Origin of the sequence: Nonomuraea sp. NPDC049758 (assembly GCF_040674635.1) — a bacterium.
Classification (GTDB): Bacteria; Actinomycetota; Actinomycetes; order Streptosporangiales; family Streptosporangiaceae; genus Nonomuraea.
Genome location: NZ_JBFAMZ010000001.1, coordinates 514,603 through 531,726 on the forward strand (window position 1 = coordinate 514,603; position 17,124 = coordinate 531,726).

Consider the following 17,124-nt stretch of genomic DNA (forward strand, 5'->3'; position numbering starts at 1 on the left):
GGCCCTCATGGCGGGGTCAGTAGACCTCGCTCCGGTTGTTCACGATCTCGTCGAGCATCGAGGTGGTGTCGGAGTACCGCCCGGCCGCCGCGCCGCCGGGCGGCAGGGCGAGGGTGGCGAAGGCGTACCTGACCGCCTCGCCGACCGTGCGCACCCCGAGCCGCCGGACGAGCGGCGAGTCGAGCCGGGTGCTCGCGTTGACCTGCCGGGCCGCCAGGTCGAGCAGCGCGGCCAGCAGCTGGAACCGGGCCGGCCCCGGTTGCGGGCCGCCGGCCGACAGCGCGGCGACGGCCTCGGCGTCGGCCAGCTCGCCGTCCGCCTGGCTGTCGAAGCGCTGGTCGGTGGCCTGGACGCGGGCCAGGAACTCGGCGGTGCGAGCCTCCTGGTGCGTCTTCCAGTAGCCGTGCGAGCGCGGGTCGCGGGTCGGGACGACCTCGGTGACGGTCGTCGTGGCGGACGCCGTGGCAGGTTCATAGACGCAGCCGCCCGCGTTCCGGTACGCGGCGGCCGCCGTGTCGGGCAACTCGGCGCCCTTCGTGAACAGCAGGCCGGGCCGGGCCGTGAACCCCACGGACACGTCCGCGCCGGGGTCGAGGGGGCCGAGCGTCCAGGTCAGGGTGGTGGTGCCGTCCGGGTTGCGGGTGACGGTACCGGGCCGGGGGCCGGTGCCGCGGTCGAGCGCGCCGCTGTAGTAGACCTCCTTGGGCAGCGTGTCGGTGAGGACGACGCCGGTGGCCCTGCCGCTGCCGACGTTGGCCGCCCGCAACCCGACGGTCATCGCCTCGCCGGCGTTCACCGTGGCCGGGGCGGTCTTGGTCAGGGTGAGCCGCGGCGCGTGCACGGTGGTGGCGGCCTTGGCGGTGTTGTCGCCCGTGTCGGCCTCGGGGCCGCCGGCGGTGTCCGTCGCGGTGGCGGTGGCCGTGTTGGTCAGGACGGCCGCGTCGGCCGTGTCGCACGGCACCGTGTACGTGAACGTCTCGGTCGTGGACCGTCCGGCGCCCAGGTAGGGAACCTGGCGGGCCTGGGCCGGCCCTGTGGGCGGGGTGTCGGTCACGCCTACGGGGGCCGCCGGGCCGGTGCCGACGTTGTCCAGCTTCACCTGGTAGGTGAGGGTGTCGCCGGGTTCGGCGTCGCGCTTGTCGACGCTCTTGGCGGTGACGATGTCGGGGTCGTAGAGGTTGAAGAACGACATCTCCTGCCGTACGGCGGCGGTGAAGTCCAGCTCCTTCTCCGGCTCGCCGCCCGAGCCGCTGCAGGTGGGCGCGGAGACGGGGAAGCTGCTGCAGGCCCAGCCCTTGGCGTCGGGCGAGAGCGCGGCCCGGTACTTGACGGCGGCCCAGTCGTCGTGGTCGCGCAGGGTCGTGCTGCCGCCGCTGGCGTTGACGTCCACGTTCACCGTCCCCGTGTCGATGAGCGGGGCGCCGGTGCCGGGGGCGGTGTTGTCGTTCCAGTTGATCGGCGCGTTGCCGGCGGCCGAGCGCAGCGGCCGGAACGTGCTGGTGGGGTTGGCGAGGTTGTCGGTCCACCAGAAGGTGTGGTCGGTGCCGTCGCCGATGCCGGCGGACTCGTTCAGCGTGCCCTCGGCGAGCGGGGGCAGGCGGCCGCTGGAGTAGCCGACCCGGATCGCGCCGATCTTCCAGTCCCTGAGCTGGTTGACCAGCAGCGGCGGCGGGCCGGTGGGGATGCCCGACTGGAAGAAGTAGTTCATGACGCTGAGGTAGTTGGGCTTCCACTGGTCGTTGACGTCGCCGCCGTGCCGCAGGCCCAGGGCGTGGCCGAGCTCGTGCATGATGGTCCCGGCCTGGTCCTGGACGGTGCCGACCTCGGCGTCGTCCCGGCCGGTCCCGACGGTGAGCACCTGCCGGTCGGTCGGGTCCGCGCTGGTGGTGTCGCACGTGCGGTCCGGGCCCACGTGGATCTGGGTGCCGATCACCACGTCGTCGCCCGCCGCGGCGGTCTGGAGCCGGCCGTCGCCGCCGTAGTCCACGCCGAAGTCGGCCACGCACATCGTCCGCCACGAGCCGAAGGTGACGATGAAGTCCTTGTTGTTGTCCCTGGTGGGCTCGCAGCACTGCCCCGACGTGCCCGGCGACGTCGAGCTCCCGGTCGCGGTGGTGACGACGAGGTCGTGGGCGAAGATCGCGTAATGGGCGTACCGGGCCAGCTCGGCGGGGAAGTCGGCGGTGCGCGCGTCGCGGAAGTCGCTGTCGTCGGCCAGGCCCATGGCGGCCTGCTCGGGCAGTTGCGTGCCCTGGAGGTAGACGAAGTCGACGCCGTCCCGGTGCGTCCCGGGGTACGGGCACGGGTTCTCCGCCTTGACCGGCGCGGCGTCGAAGGCGTTCCGGACCAGGGTGATCGCGTCCGGCTTGGGCCGGTGGGAGTGCCTGGTGTCGGCCATGTAGTCAGCCTGCAGCACGATCGTCTTGCGGCACGGGTCCGCGCCGAGCGCCGGGAGGTCGGCGATGACCCCGCCGTTCCGGTCGCGGATCCCGGACAGCTCGACGAGGTCGGGGATGCCGTCGTGGTCGGTGTCGGGCATCACGGTGGAGACGGTGAAGCCGATCCTGGTCTTCCTGCCGTCGTTGTCCCTGGGGAAGCCGTGGTCGCCGTCGCCCTCGGCGCACGTCTGCCCCTTCTGCCGTCCCTGGGAGTCGACGCACGGCGTGCCGAACTGGACGCCGTCGCCCGACAGGGTGCCCGAGCGGACGTCGTAGACGAGGTCGAGGTCGAGGTCGTCGTTCTGGGGGCTGATGTCCATGCGGTCGTCGTTGGTGTTGAGGCCGCCGTCATAGTCCCAGAGGGCGACGGTGATGTTCACGGTCGGCTGGTCGCCGGGCAGGTCGGACTTGGTGAAGACCCAGCCGCCCGGTGCCTCGGGCAGGCCGAGGGGCTCGAACTCGTCGTCCTCGATGCGCGGGCCCGTCTCGAGCGGGCCGTCGGCGATCCTGACCTTCGGGTAGTAGTCGCCGTCGCCGACGCCTCCGCTGTCCGGGTCCTCGATCTGGCGGAGATAGTCGATGGAGAAGGTCAGCGAGAAGCCGGGGACCGCGGCCGACGCCGGCGTGGCCAGCGCCGGGATCAGGGCGGCGACCAGCACGCCGATCGCGGCGAACGAGAGCCGCCCGCGCCACCGCGCCGGCCCTTTCCGCCCGGTTCTCATGCCATGTGTGACGCTCACGGTGGTTCCTCCTGGGGTGTCGCTCTGAGGAGGATCGTCCGCGCGCGTTCCCATGACCGCATGAGTAACGGCTACTCAGCCCGTCGGACGGCGGTGAGCACCAGGGCGTCGTAGTGGACGGTGAAGGCGCCGCCCACCGCGTCGATCGCGGCCCCGATGCCCGCCAGCAGCGCGCTGCGCCGCTCCGGCGGCAACCCGGTGACCGGGCCGTGCGTGGGCACCTGCGCCAGCCACTCGTCGCGGGTGTAGTGGCGCTCCCACGCGTAGTCCCACCGCTCGGGCTCGCCGAACGCGCCCGTCACCCGGACGCCGTCGGCGATCTTGTCGAGCAGCGACGTGTACATGCCCACGGCCGGGCCGGCCTGGCCGAGCGCCGGCAGGTCGGGCAGCACCCGGCGGTAGACCTCGGCGAAGGGCTCGGCCAGGGCGTCCGGCGTCTGGAAGACGTTCCAGAACAGCGCCAGCCTGCCTGCGGGCCGCAGCACCTGGGCCGCCTTGGCCGCGCCCGCGACCGGGTCGATCCAGTGCCAGGTCTGGCCGGCGACGACCGCGTCGAACGTGCGCCCGGCCGGGTCCCAGGACTCGAAGGCGGACACGTCCACCTCGATGCCGTCGCGCCTGGCCAGGTCGGCCATGCGCGGGTCCACGTCCACGCCGGAGACCCGGCAGCCGGCCGCCTGGAACTGGCGGGCCGCGATGCCCGTGCCGATGCCGACGTCGAGCACGTCGGGGCCGGGGCTCGACGCGGCGATCCGGGTCACCATCTCCTCGGGGTATCGGGGGCGGGTGCGGTCGTAGCGGTCGGCGTCGGCGCCGAAGGACTCGGCCATCCGCCGGTGCAGGTGCGGCTCGTTCTCGGAGGTGTTAGTGGGCATGCGCCCACTCTAATGGGCACCTGCCCACTCGTCTACCCTGAACGGGATTCGCCAAGAAAGGAGACCGGCCCGGTGCCCACCGGCATAGCCCTCCGCGACGTGCGCGAACAGCTCTTCGACGCCGCCGAGCGCATCCTGCTCCGCGACGGGCCCAACGCCCTGACCAGCCGCGCGGTCACCACCGAGGCGGGCTGCGCCAAGGGCGTGCTCCACCGCCACTTCGCCGACTTCGACGCCTTCCTCGCCGAGCTGGTGACCGACCGCATCCGCCGCGTCGAGGCCCAGTCCGCCGCCCTGCGGGCGAGCGCGGGCACCGGCACCGTCGCGGGGAACCTCACCCTCGCGCTGCTGGAGCTGTTCGGCTCGGTCGCCGTGGCCGTCGTCAGCCTCGTCATCTCCCGCGACGGCCTGCGCGCCCGCCTGCGCCAGGCCGGGTCGGCCGGCCTCCCGCTCCTCGGCGAGGCCACGACCATGATCGCCGCCTACCTCACCGCCGAGCGCGAGATGGGCCGCATCGCGGTCGACGCCGACGTCGACGCCCTCGCGCTCACCCTGATCGGCAGCGCCCACCTGCTGTTCGCCGGCCGCGAGGACGACCCGCCCGACGCCGCCGTCGTCGAGTGGATCGTCACCACGGCCATCGCCGACGCCGTCCAGCGCCGCCTGCTCTGAGCCCCCGCCTCACCGGGCCACGGCCGCCCCCAGGGCGATGGGCCACACGACCAGCAGGTACGCCTCCGACGGCTGGTTCGACGGCGTCGGCCGGTCCCGGCGACGGCCGTGGACGCGCAGGCCGTACCGCCCGGCGCCCTGGGGCGTCAGGTCGATCGGCTCGTCGGCGACGCCCCGGACGCGCATCACTCCGGTGGTGGTGACGAACTCGACCTCCTCGCTCTCCGCCCAGCCTCGGGCGGCCGCCGCGGGCGGGCCGTCGTGCCAGTTAACGTGCAGGCCGACGCGTCCCGCGCGCTTGGCCGTACGGATGAGCAGCGAGTCGGGGCGGCGGCGACCAGCCCGTCCGGCAGCGGCGGCGGGACGGCGGTGTCCTGGAAGGGGTTGTCGATCCGGATCCGATGGTCGGCGGCCCCCACCGTGACCCGTACCGGATGCGGCAGCGCAGGCCGCTCGTCCCGGCCCGACGCCTTGCGGCCGCGCTCCGAGTGCGGGAGGCCGTGCTCGCGCATCCATCGCTGGATCTCGGTCGGCTTGTCGGGCAGGCCAAGCTCCTCGGCGACCCCCAAGCCGAGCCTCGCCGCCGCCTCCGGCCCGGTCTCCACCGGCCAGACGGTCACCAGGTAGAACTCGAACGGCACCTTCGGCACCGCGGCCGGGTCGACGTCCCGGCCGCGGGCCTGCACGCGCATGCCGTAACGGCCCGGCCCCTGGGGTGTCAGGAGAGGCAGGGCGTCCGGCGGGGAGTGCATCATGCCGGACAGGCGCACCTCGCCGGTGACGGTGACGAGCTCCACCTCCTCGCTCTCGTCCCAGCCCTCGGGGTCGAGGGGCGGAGCGGTCTCGGCCAGCCGTACGGTCACGTCCACGACGCCGGTGTGGATGCCCGTCCGGATCACGGCGGCGCCGGGCGCCGAGGCGGTCAGTCCGTTGGGGACGGTTCCCGGATGGGCGCGGCCCGGCTCGCCGACCACGATCTGGTGATAGGAGACGTGCACGTCGGCCCTGGCTCGGGCGGGAGGTAAGTGGATCATCCCCGGAAGCCTAGGCCCGGCCGCCCGGACGTGCCCGTTGTAGGGATCTTGGGACTACGATCTCCCCCGTAGCCCCTTTCGTCCGGAAGGCGTCGCGATGAGCGAACGTTCGCTGAACACCGATGTTCCGAGCCCCGCCCGTATCTACGACCTGTGGCTGGGCGGCAAGGACAACTACGAGATCGACCGGATGGTGAGCGAGCAGATCCTCGCCGCCGTGCCCGACCTGCCGGTGCTGGCCCGTACGAACAGGGAGTTCCTCGGCCGCGCGGTGCGGTACATGGCCGGGGAGGCGGGGATCCGGCAGTTCCTGGACATCGGCACCGGCATCCCCACGGCGGACAACACCCACCAGGTCGCCCAGGCGGTGGCCCCGGACAGTCACGTCGTGTACGTCGACAACGATCCCATGGTCCTGGCACACGCGCGGGCGCTGCTGCGGGCCGCGCCCGCGGGGACGACCGCCTTCGTCGACGCCGACCTGCGCGAGCCGGGCAAGATCCTGGCCGCCGCCGCCGAGCACCTCGACTTCGACCGGCCGATCGGGCTGACCCTGCTCGGCGTCGTGGACTTCCTCCCCGACACCGTCCAGGCCCGCTCGATCATCGCCGAACTGCTGGAGCCGATGGCGCCGGGCAGCCACCTGGCCATCTCCCACGGCGTGGTCGGCAGGCGGCTCGAAGAGGGCGTGCGCCACTGGAACGAGAGCGGCGGGGCGCCCATGACACTGCGCGGCCTTGACGAGGTCACGAGCTTCTTCGACGGGCTGGAGCTGCTGGAGCCGGGCGTGGTGCCGCTGCCGCGCTGGCGTCCCGTCCCCGAGACGCTGTACGCCGACCGCGAGGCCGTCTACTGCGCGGGCGTCGGCCGCAAGGGCTGAGCGTCCCCGGCTTCGCGCCGGTCCGGGCGATGCCGCCTTGCCGACCGGCGTACGCCGCCTGTCGGGCCCGCGTACCCTGAGTCCCCGATCAACTTCAGTGAGTGACGGGAGCGGGATGGACGACGGGTTCGGCGCGGGGCTGGGGAGCGAGCGGGACCGGTGCGCGCGGGATCCGTGCCCCTGGCCGCCGGGGCCGTTCACGACCGGGGACGCCAGGTGGTTCTTCGGGCGCGAGCGGGTCGTGTCCGAGCTGGTGGGGCTGCTCGGGGAGCCGCGCGCCGCCCATCCCGTGGTGCTGGCCGGGGCGGCGGGGTCGGGCAAGACGTCGGTGCTGGCCGCGGGGCTGGTGCCGGCCGTCCTGGCGGGTTCGCCGGCGGTGGCGACCGAGCGGGGGCGCGCCGGGGTGTTGTGGCGTACGCCCGGTTCGCCGGTCCGGGGCGGGGGGCGACCGGTGGAGGAGTGCGCGCTGCTGGTGGTCGACCGGTTCGAGGAGCTGTTCACGGCTCGGGTGGGGGCCGGGGGCAAGGCGTACGTCGAGGAGCTGTGCGCGCTCGCGGCGGGCGGGCTGCCGGTGGTGATCGGGATGCGGGCCGGCTGCTACGAGCGGTGCCTGGGGTTTCCGCCGCTGGTCGAGGCGCTGCGGACGCGGTCGCTGCCGCTCGGGCCGATGACCGGCGACGAGCTGCGCCGCGCGATCACCGAACCGGCCCGGGTCGCCGGGCTGTCCCTGGAGCCGGGGCTGGCCGAGACGATCCTGCACGACCTGGGCGTCCGCGACGACGCCCCGGCGGTGGCCGACGCGCTGCCGCGCCTGTCCCACGCGATGCGCGCCACCTGGCACCGCCGCGACGGCGACACGCTCACCCACGCCGCCTACCGGCACGCCACCGCACCACCCCTCCCCCCCGGCCCCGCGCCCACTCCCCCCTCCCCCGACCGGGAGAAACCCGCTCTGCTCTCCCTCGACCGGAAGAAACCCGCTCCTCCCTCCCCTGACCGGCAGGAGCCCCCTCCTCTCGGGGAGCCCGTTGGGCCTTCTCCTGGCCCGGAGGCGGCGGCTTCCTCCCCTCGCGGAGGGGCCGCGGCACTCTCCTCCGGCTCCGGTGGGGGCGGCAGGGGGTGTCCGGTCGGGCGGAGGGTGCGGGGGCTGGTCGTGGCGCTGGTGGTGCTGGTGCTGGTCGCCGGGGCGGGCGCGGGGCTGGCGTGGCAGAAGAGCGGCCGGGCGAGCGCCGCCCGCGTCACCGCGCTCGCCGAGCGGGCCGCCGTCCAGGCACGGGCGCTGCGGGCCACGGACCCGGCGCTGGCGATGCAGGTGGCGGTGGCCGCCCAGGGCCTGGCCGACACCCCGGGCACCCGCGGCACGCTGCTCGACACCGCCGAGCCGTACGCCACCCGCCTGCGCTCGGCCGGCGACCGGCTGCGGGCGATCGCCTACAGCCAGGACCACGCCCTGCTCGCGACCGGCGCCGACAACGGCGTGGTCGAGCTGTGGGACGCCACCGACTCGCGCCGCCGCACCCCGCTGGCCACCCTGCCGCGGGCCGCCGGGCCGGTCGGCGCGCTCGCCTTCCGGCCGTCCGGCGGGGACCGCGTCCTGCTGGCGGCCACCCGGCAAGGGGTCGAGGTGTGGAACGTCGTGGACCCCGCCCGACCCCGGCACGTCGCCGCCCTGCCCGGCGCGGCGACGGCGGCGTTCACGCCGGACGGCCGCACGGTGCTGGCCGCCGCCGCGCACGGCGTCCGGCGCTGGCGGCTCGCCGGCCGCCCGGTCGCCCTGCCCCCGGTACGCGCCTCCGCCCAGGTCACCCGCTTCGCCGTCGGCGACGACACGGTGGTGACCGGCCACGACGACGGCAGCGTGCGCCTGTGGGACCCGGCGCGGCCCGCCTCCCCCGCGGACACGATCGCGACCGGCCTCCAGGACGGCCCCGCCGCGCTCGCGATCAGCCCCGACGGCGGTGCGCTGGCCTGGTCGGCGCCCGCCCGCGGCACCTGGCTCTGCCTCCTGCGCGCCCGCCGCTGCGACCGGCCCGTCCGGTACGGCGACCCCGCCGGCGCCCTGGCGTTCAGCCCGGACGGCACCGTCCTGGCCGCGGCCGGCGATGACCGCGCGGTCCGGCTGTGGAGTGTGGCCACCCGCGCGGAGGTCACCTCGTTCCCGCACCCCGACCGCGTGCTCGGCCTCGCCTTCACCGCCGACGGCCAGGCGCTGGCCACCGGTTCGGCAGCCGGCGCCTTCTACCAGTGGCGCCATCCGGTGCGCGTGCCCGACCCGGTGACCGGGCTGGTCCTGAGCCGGGACCGGACGCTCATGGCCACGACCGGCACGCGCGGCGGCGCGCTGTGGGACGTCCGCGATCCCCGCCACCGCGTGCTGCTGGCACGCTGGAACGTTCCAGCAGCCGCCGCTCCGGCGCTGAGCGGCGACGGCCGCCGCCTGGCCACCGTCGAGCGCGGCGTGGCCGTGACCGTGTGGGACATCCGCGACCCCTACCGCCCGGCCCGGCACGTCCGGCTGCCGGTGCGCGGCCTCGCGGTCGCCGCGCTCAGCCCCGACGGACGCGTCCTGGCCACCGGCGACCACGGCGGCCGGCTGCTGCTCTGGGACGTCACCGGCCCGCCGCGCCGCCTGGCCGCCCGCGACGGCTTCGGCGACGTCGGCGCGCTCGACTTCAGCCCCGGCGGCGGCCTGCTGGCCAGCGGCGGCGCCGACCGCGGCGTACGGCTGTGGGACGTGCGCCGCCGCGCCCTCGACCAGGTCGCCCACCACGAGGAGCACGCCGACGCGGTGGCCGGCGTGCGCTTCGGCCCGAAGGGCGACGTGCTGGTCAGCACCGGCCACGACCGGACCGCCCGCGTCTGGAGGATCGCCGATCCGGGCCGCGCCCCCCGTCCGGCGGTCCTGCGCGGGCACGGCGGCACCGTCCTGGTCGCCGGGTTCAGCCCCGACGGCGCCGCCCTGGCCACCACGGACGCCTCCCGCACCACCCGCCTGTGGGACCTGCGCTCCCGCCGGCCGATCGCCGAGCTGTCCCACCCCGACCTCGGGACCGTCCTGTACGCCGACGACCACACCCTCGTCTCGGCCGCCGGGCACGACCTGCGGCTGTGGGACCTGCGGCCGGAGTCGGTGGCCGCGCGCGTCTGCGAGGCCGCCGGGATGCCGCTCACCCGGGCCGAGTGGCGGCGCTACTTCGACGACCTGCCCTACCGTCCGCCCTGCTCGTGACCTCCGGCAGGGCGCTGACAGAGATCTGGCAGCGGCTCCTGGCACGGTCCCCCCATGACGGACAAGACGGACGTGCTCATCGTCGGCGCCGGGCCCACCGGCCTCACCCTCGCCGTGGAGCTGGCCAGGCGCGGGATCGCCCACCGCGTCGTCGAGCGGGCGGCGGCGCCCTCGGCGGGCTCGAAGGGCAAGGGCCTCCAGCCGCGGACGCTGGAGATCTTCGACGACCTCGGGATCGTCGACCGGGTCCTGGCCGGGACGACGCCCTACCCGCCGATCCGGGTCAGGATCGGGCGGCTGCCGGTCTACCAGGGCCGCATGCACCGGCCGGCGGCGGCGAGCGAGCAGGTGCCGTACCCGATGGTGCGCATGCACCCGCAGTGGCGCACCGAGAAGCTGCTGCGGGAACGGCTGGCCGAGCTGGGCGGCGCGGTCGAGCACGGCGCCGAGCTGACCGGCTTCGAGCAGGACGCGGACGGCGTGACGGCCCGGCTCGGCACCGGGACGACGCTGCGGGCCCGCCACCTGGTCGCCGCCGACGGCGGCAGGAGCACGGTGCGCAAGGCGCTCGGCATCGGGTTCACCGGCCAGACCCGCGAGGAGGAGCGCATGGTCCTCGGGGACGTGCGCGTCGAGGGGCTGGACCGCGAGCACATCCACGCCTGGGTGCGGCCGGGCAGGGGGATGGTCGCCCTGTACCCCATGGCCGGCACCGACGCCTTCCAGTTCATGGCCCCGCTCCGGCCGGGCGCGACGCCGGACCTGACGCTGGCCGGCTTCCAGCGGCTCTTCGCCGAACGCTCGATGCTGCGCGCGGCCCGCGTCACCGAGCTGCTGTGGTCCTCGCTCTACCGGGTCAACATCCGGCTGGCCGACGCCTACCGCGCCGGGCGCGTGCTGTTGGCCGGGGACGCCGCCCACGTGCACTCCCCGGCGGGCGGCCAGGGGCTCAACACCGGCGTCCAGGACGCCTACAACCTGGGCTGGAAGCTCGCCCGCGCGCTGACCGGCGGGCCGGCGTCGCTGCTGGACACCTACGAGGAGGAGCGCCGCCCGGTCGCCGCCCGCGTGCTCGGCCTCAGCACGGACCTGCACGACCGGAAGTCGTACAAGCGGGACGAGGAGACCTACCAGCTCCGGGTCGGCTACCGGGGCGGCTCGCTGGCCCGCGCGGGCGGCGAGCGGATGCCCGACGGGCCGCTGCGGCTGGCCGGCGGCTCCCGGGCGCGCCTGTTCGACCTGCTGCGCGGCCCGCACTTCACGCTGCTGTCGCCGGACCCCGCGCCCCGCGTGCCGGGCGGCCCGCAGGTGCGGACGTACGCGCCGGCCGAGCCGTACGGCGGGGTGCGGCACACGCTCGTGCGCCCGGACGGCCACGTCGGGATCGCCACGGACTCGGCAGCCGAGCTGGCCCACTACCTGACGCTGGTGTGAGGCCCCCTTTGTAGTGGACCTGTAGTGGCTCTCTTGCGCCCACGCACATCCTTGGATCTCAGCGGGCGCCACCCGTGCGCCCCGAGCAACCAGGGAGATCCTCATGGTCAAGACCGCTCGCCGTTACGCCAAGTACGCCGTCAGCGCCCTGTCCACCGCCATCTTCGTGCTGAACGGCTGATCACCCTCGCGTGCACCCCCGGGGGACCGCGTCTCCCGGGGGGCCACCCCCCACACGAGCGGAAGGACGAGGCGTGTTCGGCACCGCGGTACGCCAGCTCGGTTATGCCTGGTCGATGATGTCGGGCCGCAGGTTCCGCCTGCGGGACGTGAACGCGCTGGCCGACGACATGCGCGTGACCCTGGAGACGTTCGGGTCCCCCGGCGAGGGGGCCGACGACATGCTCGCGGGCAGCGACCCCGAGCTCCAGGAGGACCTGACCCGGCGGCGGCTGCGGCGCACGGTCCGCCACGCGGCCGCCGAGAGCCCCTACTACCGGCGCTGGTTCGAGACGAACGGCGTGGACCCCGGCTCGATCACGCCCGCGACGCTGTCCACGATCCCGCCCACGTCCAAGGCCGACCTGCGCGGCATGCCCGCCGCCTTCGTCTCCGACCGCGCCCGCCCGGTCGTGCTCGCGCACACGACGGGGACGACCGGGACGCCGACCATGGTGTGGTTCTCGGCGTACGAGATCGAGCTGATGTCCTCGATGTCGGCGCTGGCGCTCATGCTCGCCGGCAACCTGCGCTCCGCCGACCTGTGGGCCAACGCGATCAGCTCACGGTCCATCGCCCAGATCCTCACCGAGCGGGCCGTCACGCGGACCGGGGCCGCGTTCGTGCACCTGGGCGCCGTCGATCCGGCGGTCGCGCTCGACCGGCTGGCCACGCCGATGCACGTGCCCGGCAAACACCCGCAGATCACCCAGCTCAACGTGACCGCCTCCTACCTGGCGGCCCTGGTCCAGGAGGCCGAGCGGGGTGGCTGGCAGGCCGGCGACTTCGGCCTGAGCACGATCTGGTCCGGCGGCGAGGTGCTGACCGACGCGCTGCGCGTGCGCGCGGAGCACACGTTCGGCGCGCAGGTCCGCGACGGCTACTCCATGACCGAGATCGCCCCCGTGGGCGGCCGGGTCTGCGCCGACGGCCACCTGCACCTGCCGGCCGACCAGGGGCTGGTCGAGATCCTGGACCCCGTCACCCTGCGGCCCGCCGAGCCGGGGGCCGTCGGCACCATCGTGGTCACCCCGTACTCCACCTACCGCGACACCACCCTGCTGCTCCGGTACGTCACCGGCGACCTGGTCAGGGTCCTGCGCGCGGACGAGCAGCCGTCGTGCGCGCTGGCCGCGCTGCCCGCGACCTCGCGCGTGCTCGGGCGGGTGTCCCCCGGCGGGCTCACCACGCGCGACGTGCTGGACGTGCTGCAGGCCGAGCACGCGCTGCCGCTGCCCACGCGCTGGTCGCTGGAGGGCTCCCTGCTGTACGTGGTGGCCGGCAAGTCCGACGCGGGCCTGCTCGGCCGCCTGGAGGAGCGGGCGCACGGGCTGCCCTTGGACGGCATCGTCCTGGTCGAGACCGCCGACGACCTGCCTGCCCCCTGCCGGCTCCGCGCCGACCTGCTGGAGCTCAGCTTCGAGCGAGGACTGTGATGAACCCGTACGTGCCGGCGCTGTACGCGCTCGTCGCCCTGACCGTCGCGCTGACCGCCGCCTACCTGGGCCGCTACGTCATGGCCAGGCCGCCGGTCGGCCGGATGGTGGGCTCCGACATCGCGGTCATGGTCGCCGCGCTGGTGGTGATGCCGTTCGCGTACCTGCACCTGCCGACCGGCGTCGTGGTGTCGGTCTTCGGGCTGGTGGTGCTGACGCTGGGGCAGCTCACGCTCGCGCCCGTGCTGGGCGGCCGGTGGGCGACGGCGGCAGTGCTGCTGCTGTGCGCCGCCGACGTCGCCGTCCACCTCGCCGGATGGCCGGCGGGGGTGCTGGTGGTCAACGACGTGCTGCTGATGCTGCTCGTCGTCGGCGCGGTGAACCTGTGGGTGCAGGCGGCGGTCACGCCCGGCCAGGTGGCCGCGCTGGCGGTGGCGCTCACCGTCTACGACACGCTGGCCACCGGGCTGTCCTCGCTGACCCTCGACTTCGTGCAGCGCATGCAGGGGCTGCCGTTCGCTCCCGTGCTGGCCACCTCCTACGGCGAGAACCCCTCGCTGATCGGCCTCGGGGACTGCCTGATGTTGTCGATCTGGCCGGCGGTGGCGGTCAGGGCGTACGGGAAGGCGGCGGCCTGGTGGGCGGCGGGGCTGGAGGCGGTGCTGCTGGCGGTCTCCATCGTCGTCGTGCTGGGCGGCGGGCGGCCGATCCCGCTGCTGACCGCGCTCGGCCCGCTGATCTTCGTCCAGTGGCTGTACTGGCGGCGGTGGTCGGCCCGGCGCACGCCCGCGCCGGGCCGGCCCGCGGTGAACCGGGCGCTGGACGTCCCGGCCGGCGCGCCGGAGGGGGTGTGGGCCGCGCTGGACGACGGCGGCGCGCTCGTCGGCGAGGGCGCCACCCCGGGCCAGGCCCGCCGCGAGGCCCGCCTGGCAGGCGCGACCGGCACCCCGGTCGTGCGATGGCTCCAGGACTGAGCCGCAGGCCCGCGCCCGGCCCGGAGGTGACCGTCACGGCTGGTCGCGGGGGTGGTCCTTCAGGTAGGCGGCGATCTGGCGGCCCTCCGGGGTGTCGCCGAACAGCGGCAGGGCGTGCCGCCAGGCCGCGGCCGCCTCCTCGTGCCGTCCGAGGCGGGCGTGGGCCCGGCCCATCTCCGTGAGCGTGCGGGCCCGCCACACCTGCGGGCCGTCGCGGCCGAGCCGGTCCAGCGCGGCGGCCAGGTGCCGCAGCGCCTCGCGCGGGTCGCCCTGGCGCAGCCGGACGACGCCGAGTGCGTGCCCGCTCAGCGCCTCGCCCAGGACGTCGCCGCACTCCACGAACAGCCGCAGGCTCGCCGCCAGCGTCTCGGCCGCCTCCTCGAACCGGCCGAGCGCGCCCAGCGCCTCGCCGAGCCTGCGCAGCACCTTGCTCATCTCGACCCGGTCGCCGACGGCCTGGGCGGTCAGCAGGCTCTCGCGGTAGCACGCGACCGCCTCGGCCGTCTCGCCCGCCTGGTAGCAGGCGGTGCCGAGGGCGCGCAGCAGGTTGCCGCGGGTGCCGTGGTCCTCCTCGCCGGTCTCCGCCAGCCGGGCACGGGCGATCCTGACGGCCTGGTCGTGCTCGCCACGTTCGATGTGGATCCAGATCGGCCACGTCCAGGCGTAGGCCAGGCCGGCGGCGTCGTCGTGCGCGGCCAGCAGCTCGATCGCCGCGTACGCGTCGGCCAGCGCCTCGTCCAGCCGGCCCGAGCCGTGGCGGTCGGCGGCCCGGCTGATCAGCGCGTACGCGGCCCCGTGCGGGTCGCCGACCCGCTCGAAGGCGGCCAGCAGCTCCCCGCACGCCGCGTCGGCGGCCGGGTAGCGGCCCCGCTCGATGTCCATGTTGACCAGCAGCAGCCTGGACCGCAGGGCCGTGCGCTCGTCGCCCGCCGCGGTGGCCGCCGCGATCACCGCGTGCTGGACGCGCTCGGCGTCGGCCAGGAAACGTTCCATCGTCAGGTAGCCCGTCAGGTGGTGGGCCAGCTCCGCGGCGGTGGCGACCTGCCCCAGCTCGGCGGCGGTGGTGACGGCGAGCACCAGCGTGCGCCGCTCGGCCGACAACCACACCGTGCCGACGGGCGTGCCGGAAGTCGGGTCGGCGGGCGTGCCGAGGGCGGGCTCTCCGCGTTCGTAGGGCGGGGACAGCGGGATGGGCAGGCCGCGGGCGGCGGCCCTGGTCCTGCGGAGGCTTTCCAGCGCGAGCCGGGTCAGCGCGGCGTGCCGCTGCCCGGCGGGCTCCTCCGCCTCGGCGCGTTCCCTGGCGTAGACGCGCAGCAGGTCGTGCAGCCGGTAGCGGGGCTGACCGGCGGCGTCGATCTCGGTGGAGGTGAGCATGCCGCGCGCGACCAGCGTCTCCAGGACGGCGTCGGCCTCCCGCGCGGGCAGGCCGAGCAGGGCGGCGGTGGTCCACTCGGCGACGCTGTCCAGCCCGGCCAGCCCGAGCAGGCGGAAGGCGTGCCTGGCCCACTCCGGCAGCGCCGCGTAGCCGGGCTCGAACGTCGCCCGCACGTCGAGGCCGCCGACGACCAGCTCGTCCAGGTCGTGACCGGCCAGGCGGGTGGCCAGCTCGCGGACCGGCCAGACCGGGCGGATGGCCAGGCGGGCGCCGGCGACCCTGAGCGCCAGCGGCAGCCGGCCGCAGGAACGCAGGATCTCCTCGGCGGCGTCCGGCGCGGCGCCGATCCGGTCACGGCCGGCCACGCGTTCGAGCAGCAGCCGGGCGTCCCCCTCGCCGGGCAGGTCGAGCGGCAGCCGGACGGCGCCCTCCAGCGCGGGCAGCGGCGAGCGGGAGGTCACCAGGACCGCGCCGCGCGGCGTGCCCGGCAGCAGGTGGCGGAGCTGAGCCTCGTCCACGGCGTCGTCGAGCACCACCAGCACCGCCTGGTCGGCCAGCCGCTGGCGGAGCAGCCCGGCGCGTTCCTCCGCCGAGGCGGGGATCATGGCGCCGTCCAGGCCGAGGGAGCGCAGCAGCACGTCGAGCAGCTCGCCCGGGTCGCGCGGGCCGCGAGCGTCCTGGCCGAGCCGGACGAAGAGCTGGCCGCCCGGGTAGTCGGCGCGCAGCAGGTGGGCCAGGTGCACGGCGAGCGTGGTCTTGCCGATGCCGGGCAGCCCCGACAGGATCGCGATCGGCGGGCTGAGCCGGTCCGGGCGCGCCCGTAACAGCGGCAGCAGCTCGGCGATCTCCGGCTCCCGGCCGACGAAGTCGGCGGTGTCGGCCGGAAGCTGGCACAACGCCTGAAGCGGGACGGCCGCCCGGGGCCACTGGTCGGCCGGAACGGCCGCCGGGAAGCGCGGATCGGCCGCCGCGGCCGCCCCCGGCAGCCGGTCGAGGTCGGGGTCGCCGGCGAGCAGCGCGGCGTGCAGGCGGCGCAGCTCGGGGCCGGGTTCCAGGCCCAGTTCGGCGACCAGCAGCTCGCGGGCCTCGCGGAAGGCCTCCAGCGCCTCGTCCCGCCGCCCGCCGCGGTGCAGGGCGATCACGAGCTGCTCCCACAGCCGCTCGCGCAGCGGGTGGGCGGCGATGAGGGCGCGCAGCTCGGCGACGAGGTCGTCCTGCCGGAGGGCGAGCCGGGCGTCGATCCACTCCGACCGGGCGACCGCGAGGCGTTCCTCCAGTTCGAGGAGCCGGGGGGCCATCGCGCCGGTGAGCGGCACGTCCTCGGCGGGCGCACCGCGCCACAGGGCGACGGCCCCGGCGTAGGCGCGCTCGGCCGCGGCCAGGTCGCCCGCCGCCCGCTCCCGCCGGGCCAGCCGCAGGGTGTCCTCGAACACCAGCAGGTCCAGGCTGTCCGGCGGGACCTCGCAGGCGTAGCCCGAGCCCTCGGTGCGCACCAGCAGGCAGCCGCCCTCCAGGGACCGCCGGAGCTGGTGGACGTAGGTCTGGATGTTGGCCAGGGCCGAGCGCGGCGGATGGTCCCAGACGGCGGAGATCAGGCGCTCCCTGGAGACGGTCGCGTTCGGGTGGAGCAGCAGGACGCCGAGCACGGCCCGCTGCTTGCGGCTCAGGTGCACCCGCCCGCCGGGGCCGTTGACCCGGATCGTGCCGAGGATCGCGAAGTCCACCGTGCCTCCCTCGTAGGCCGAACGGAAAGATCGGCTTTCCGGACGGCAGTACATCCCCCGCGACGGCGTTTTGACAATCCCGGGTGAGGGACCC

At 75.4% G+C, this 17,124-nt stretch carries 11 protein-coding genes; 6 read left to right on the forward strand and 5 right to left on the reverse strand.

Going from position 1 to position 17,124, the window contains the following annotated elements; genetic code table 11:
• Positions 1-16 precede the first annotated feature (16 nt).
• Both AB0J46_RS02435 and AB0J46_RS02440 read right to left on the reverse strand, forming a co-directional pair.
• A complete protein-coding gene (locus AB0J46_RS02435) occupies positions 17-3,178 on the reverse strand; it encodes a hypothetical protein (protein ID WP_364325315.1) in 3,162 nt (1,053 codons plus the stop codon).
• Positions 3,179-3,249: 71 nt separating this feature from the next.
• The gene (locus tag AB0J46_RS02440; protein ID WP_364325318.1) at positions 3,250-4,053 is read right to left on the reverse strand and encodes a class I SAM-dependent methyltransferase; all 804 of its coding nucleotides are present in this window, start codon (positions 4,051-4,053) and stop codon (positions 3,250-3,252) included.
• A gap of 72 nt (positions 4,054-4,125) precedes the next feature.
• On the opposite strand from AB0J46_RS02440, the gene AB0J46_RS02445 reads away from it, so the two are divergent.
• Positions 4,126-4,725: a TetR family transcriptional regulator gene (locus AB0J46_RS02445; RefSeq protein WP_364325321.1), complete on the forward strand. Its 600-nt coding sequence runs from the start codon at positions 4,126-4,128 to the stop codon at positions 4,723-4,725.
• 9 nt (positions 4,726-4,734) lie between these two features.
• Here AB0J46_RS02445 and AB0J46_RS02450 read toward each other — a convergent pair whose 3' ends face one another.
• Both AB0J46_RS02450 and AB0J46_RS02455 read right to left on the reverse strand, forming a co-directional pair.
• Positions 4,735-4,911, reverse strand: coding sequence for a hypothetical protein (locus tag AB0J46_RS02450; RefSeq protein ID WP_364325324.1), 177 nt, complete (start codon positions 4,909-4,911; stop codon positions 4,735-4,737).
• Positions 4,911-5,759 (reverse strand): hypothetical protein, encoded by an 849-nt coding sequence (locus tag AB0J46_RS02455; protein WP_364325327.1) that lies wholly within the window; start codon positions 5,757-5,759, stop codon positions 4,911-4,913. Before AB0J46_RS02455 ends, AB0J46_RS02450 begins: the two co-directional genes overlap by 1 nt.
• A 97-nt stretch (positions 5,760-5,856) precedes the next feature.
• Between AB0J46_RS02455 and AB0J46_RS02460 the strand changes: the two genes are divergently transcribed.
• The 5 genes from AB0J46_RS02460 (at position 5,857) to AB0J46_RS02480 (ending at position 13,931) form a co-directional block, all read left to right on the forward strand.
• Positions 5,857-6,639: an SAM-dependent methyltransferase gene (locus tag AB0J46_RS02460; protein ID WP_364325330.1), complete on the forward strand. Its 783-nt coding sequence runs from the start codon at positions 5,857-5,859 to the stop codon at positions 6,637-6,639.
• Positions 6,640-6,754: 115 nt separating this feature from the next.
• Positions 6,755-9,868 (forward strand): hypothetical protein, encoded by a 3,114-nt coding sequence (locus AB0J46_RS02465; RefSeq protein WP_364325333.1) that lies wholly within the window; start codon positions 6,755-6,757, stop codon positions 9,866-9,868.
• 54 nt (positions 9,869-9,922) lie between these two features.
• Positions 9,923-11,302: an FAD-dependent monooxygenase gene (locus AB0J46_RS02470; RefSeq protein ID WP_364325336.1), complete on the forward strand. Its 1,380-nt coding sequence runs from the start codon at positions 9,923-9,925 to the stop codon at positions 11,300-11,302.
• Between the two features lie 254 nt (positions 11,303-11,556).
• Positions 11,557-12,957, forward strand: a complete 1,401-nt coding sequence (locus AB0J46_RS02475) for an AMP-binding protein (protein WP_364325339.1) — start codon at positions 11,557-11,559, stop codon at positions 12,955-12,957.
• A complete protein-coding gene (locus tag AB0J46_RS02480; protein WP_364325342.1) occupies positions 12,957-13,931 on the forward strand; it encodes a hypothetical protein in 975 nt (324 codons plus the stop codon). Before AB0J46_RS02475 ends, AB0J46_RS02480 begins: the two co-directional genes overlap by 1 nt.
• A 33-nt stretch (positions 13,932-13,964) precedes the next feature.
• Here AB0J46_RS02480 and AB0J46_RS02485 read toward each other — a convergent pair whose 3' ends face one another.
• Complete coding sequence (locus tag AB0J46_RS02485; RefSeq protein ID WP_364325345.1) at positions 13,965-17,030, reverse strand: BTAD domain-containing putative transcriptional regulator; 3,066 nt, start codon at positions 17,028-17,030, stop codon at positions 13,965-13,967.
• Between the last annotated feature and the right edge of the window lie 94 nt (positions 17,031-17,124).

Bases quoted from the DNA above. Each gene is read 5' to 3' on its own strand.
- AB0J46_RS02440 (WP_364325318.1), bottom strand. From the start codon at position 4,053: ATGCCCACTAACACCTCCGAGAACGAGCCGCACCTGCACCGGCGGATG.
- AB0J46_RS02450 (WP_364325324.1), bottom strand. From the start codon at position 4,911: ATGCGCGTCCGGGGCGTCGCCGACGAGCCGATCGACCTGACGCCCCAG.
- AB0J46_RS02455 (WP_364325327.1), bottom strand. From the start codon at position 5,759: ATGATCCACTTACCTCCCGCCCGAGCCAGGGCCGACGTGCACGTCTCC.
- AB0J46_RS02460 (WP_364325330.1), top strand. From the start codon at position 5,857: ATGAGCGAACGTTCGCTGAACACCGATGTTCCGAGCCCCGCCCGTATC.
- AB0J46_RS02465 (WP_364325333.1), top strand. From the start codon at position 6,755: ATGGACGACGGGTTCGGCGCGGGGCTGGGGAGCGAGCGGGACCGGTGC.
- AB0J46_RS02470 (WP_364325336.1), top strand. From the start codon at position 9,923: ATGACGGACAAGACGGACGTGCTCATCGTCGGCGCCGGGCCCACCGGC.
- AB0J46_RS02480 (WP_364325342.1), top strand. From the start codon at position 12,957: ATGAACCCGTACGTGCCGGCGCTGTACGCGCTCGTCGCCCTGACCGTC.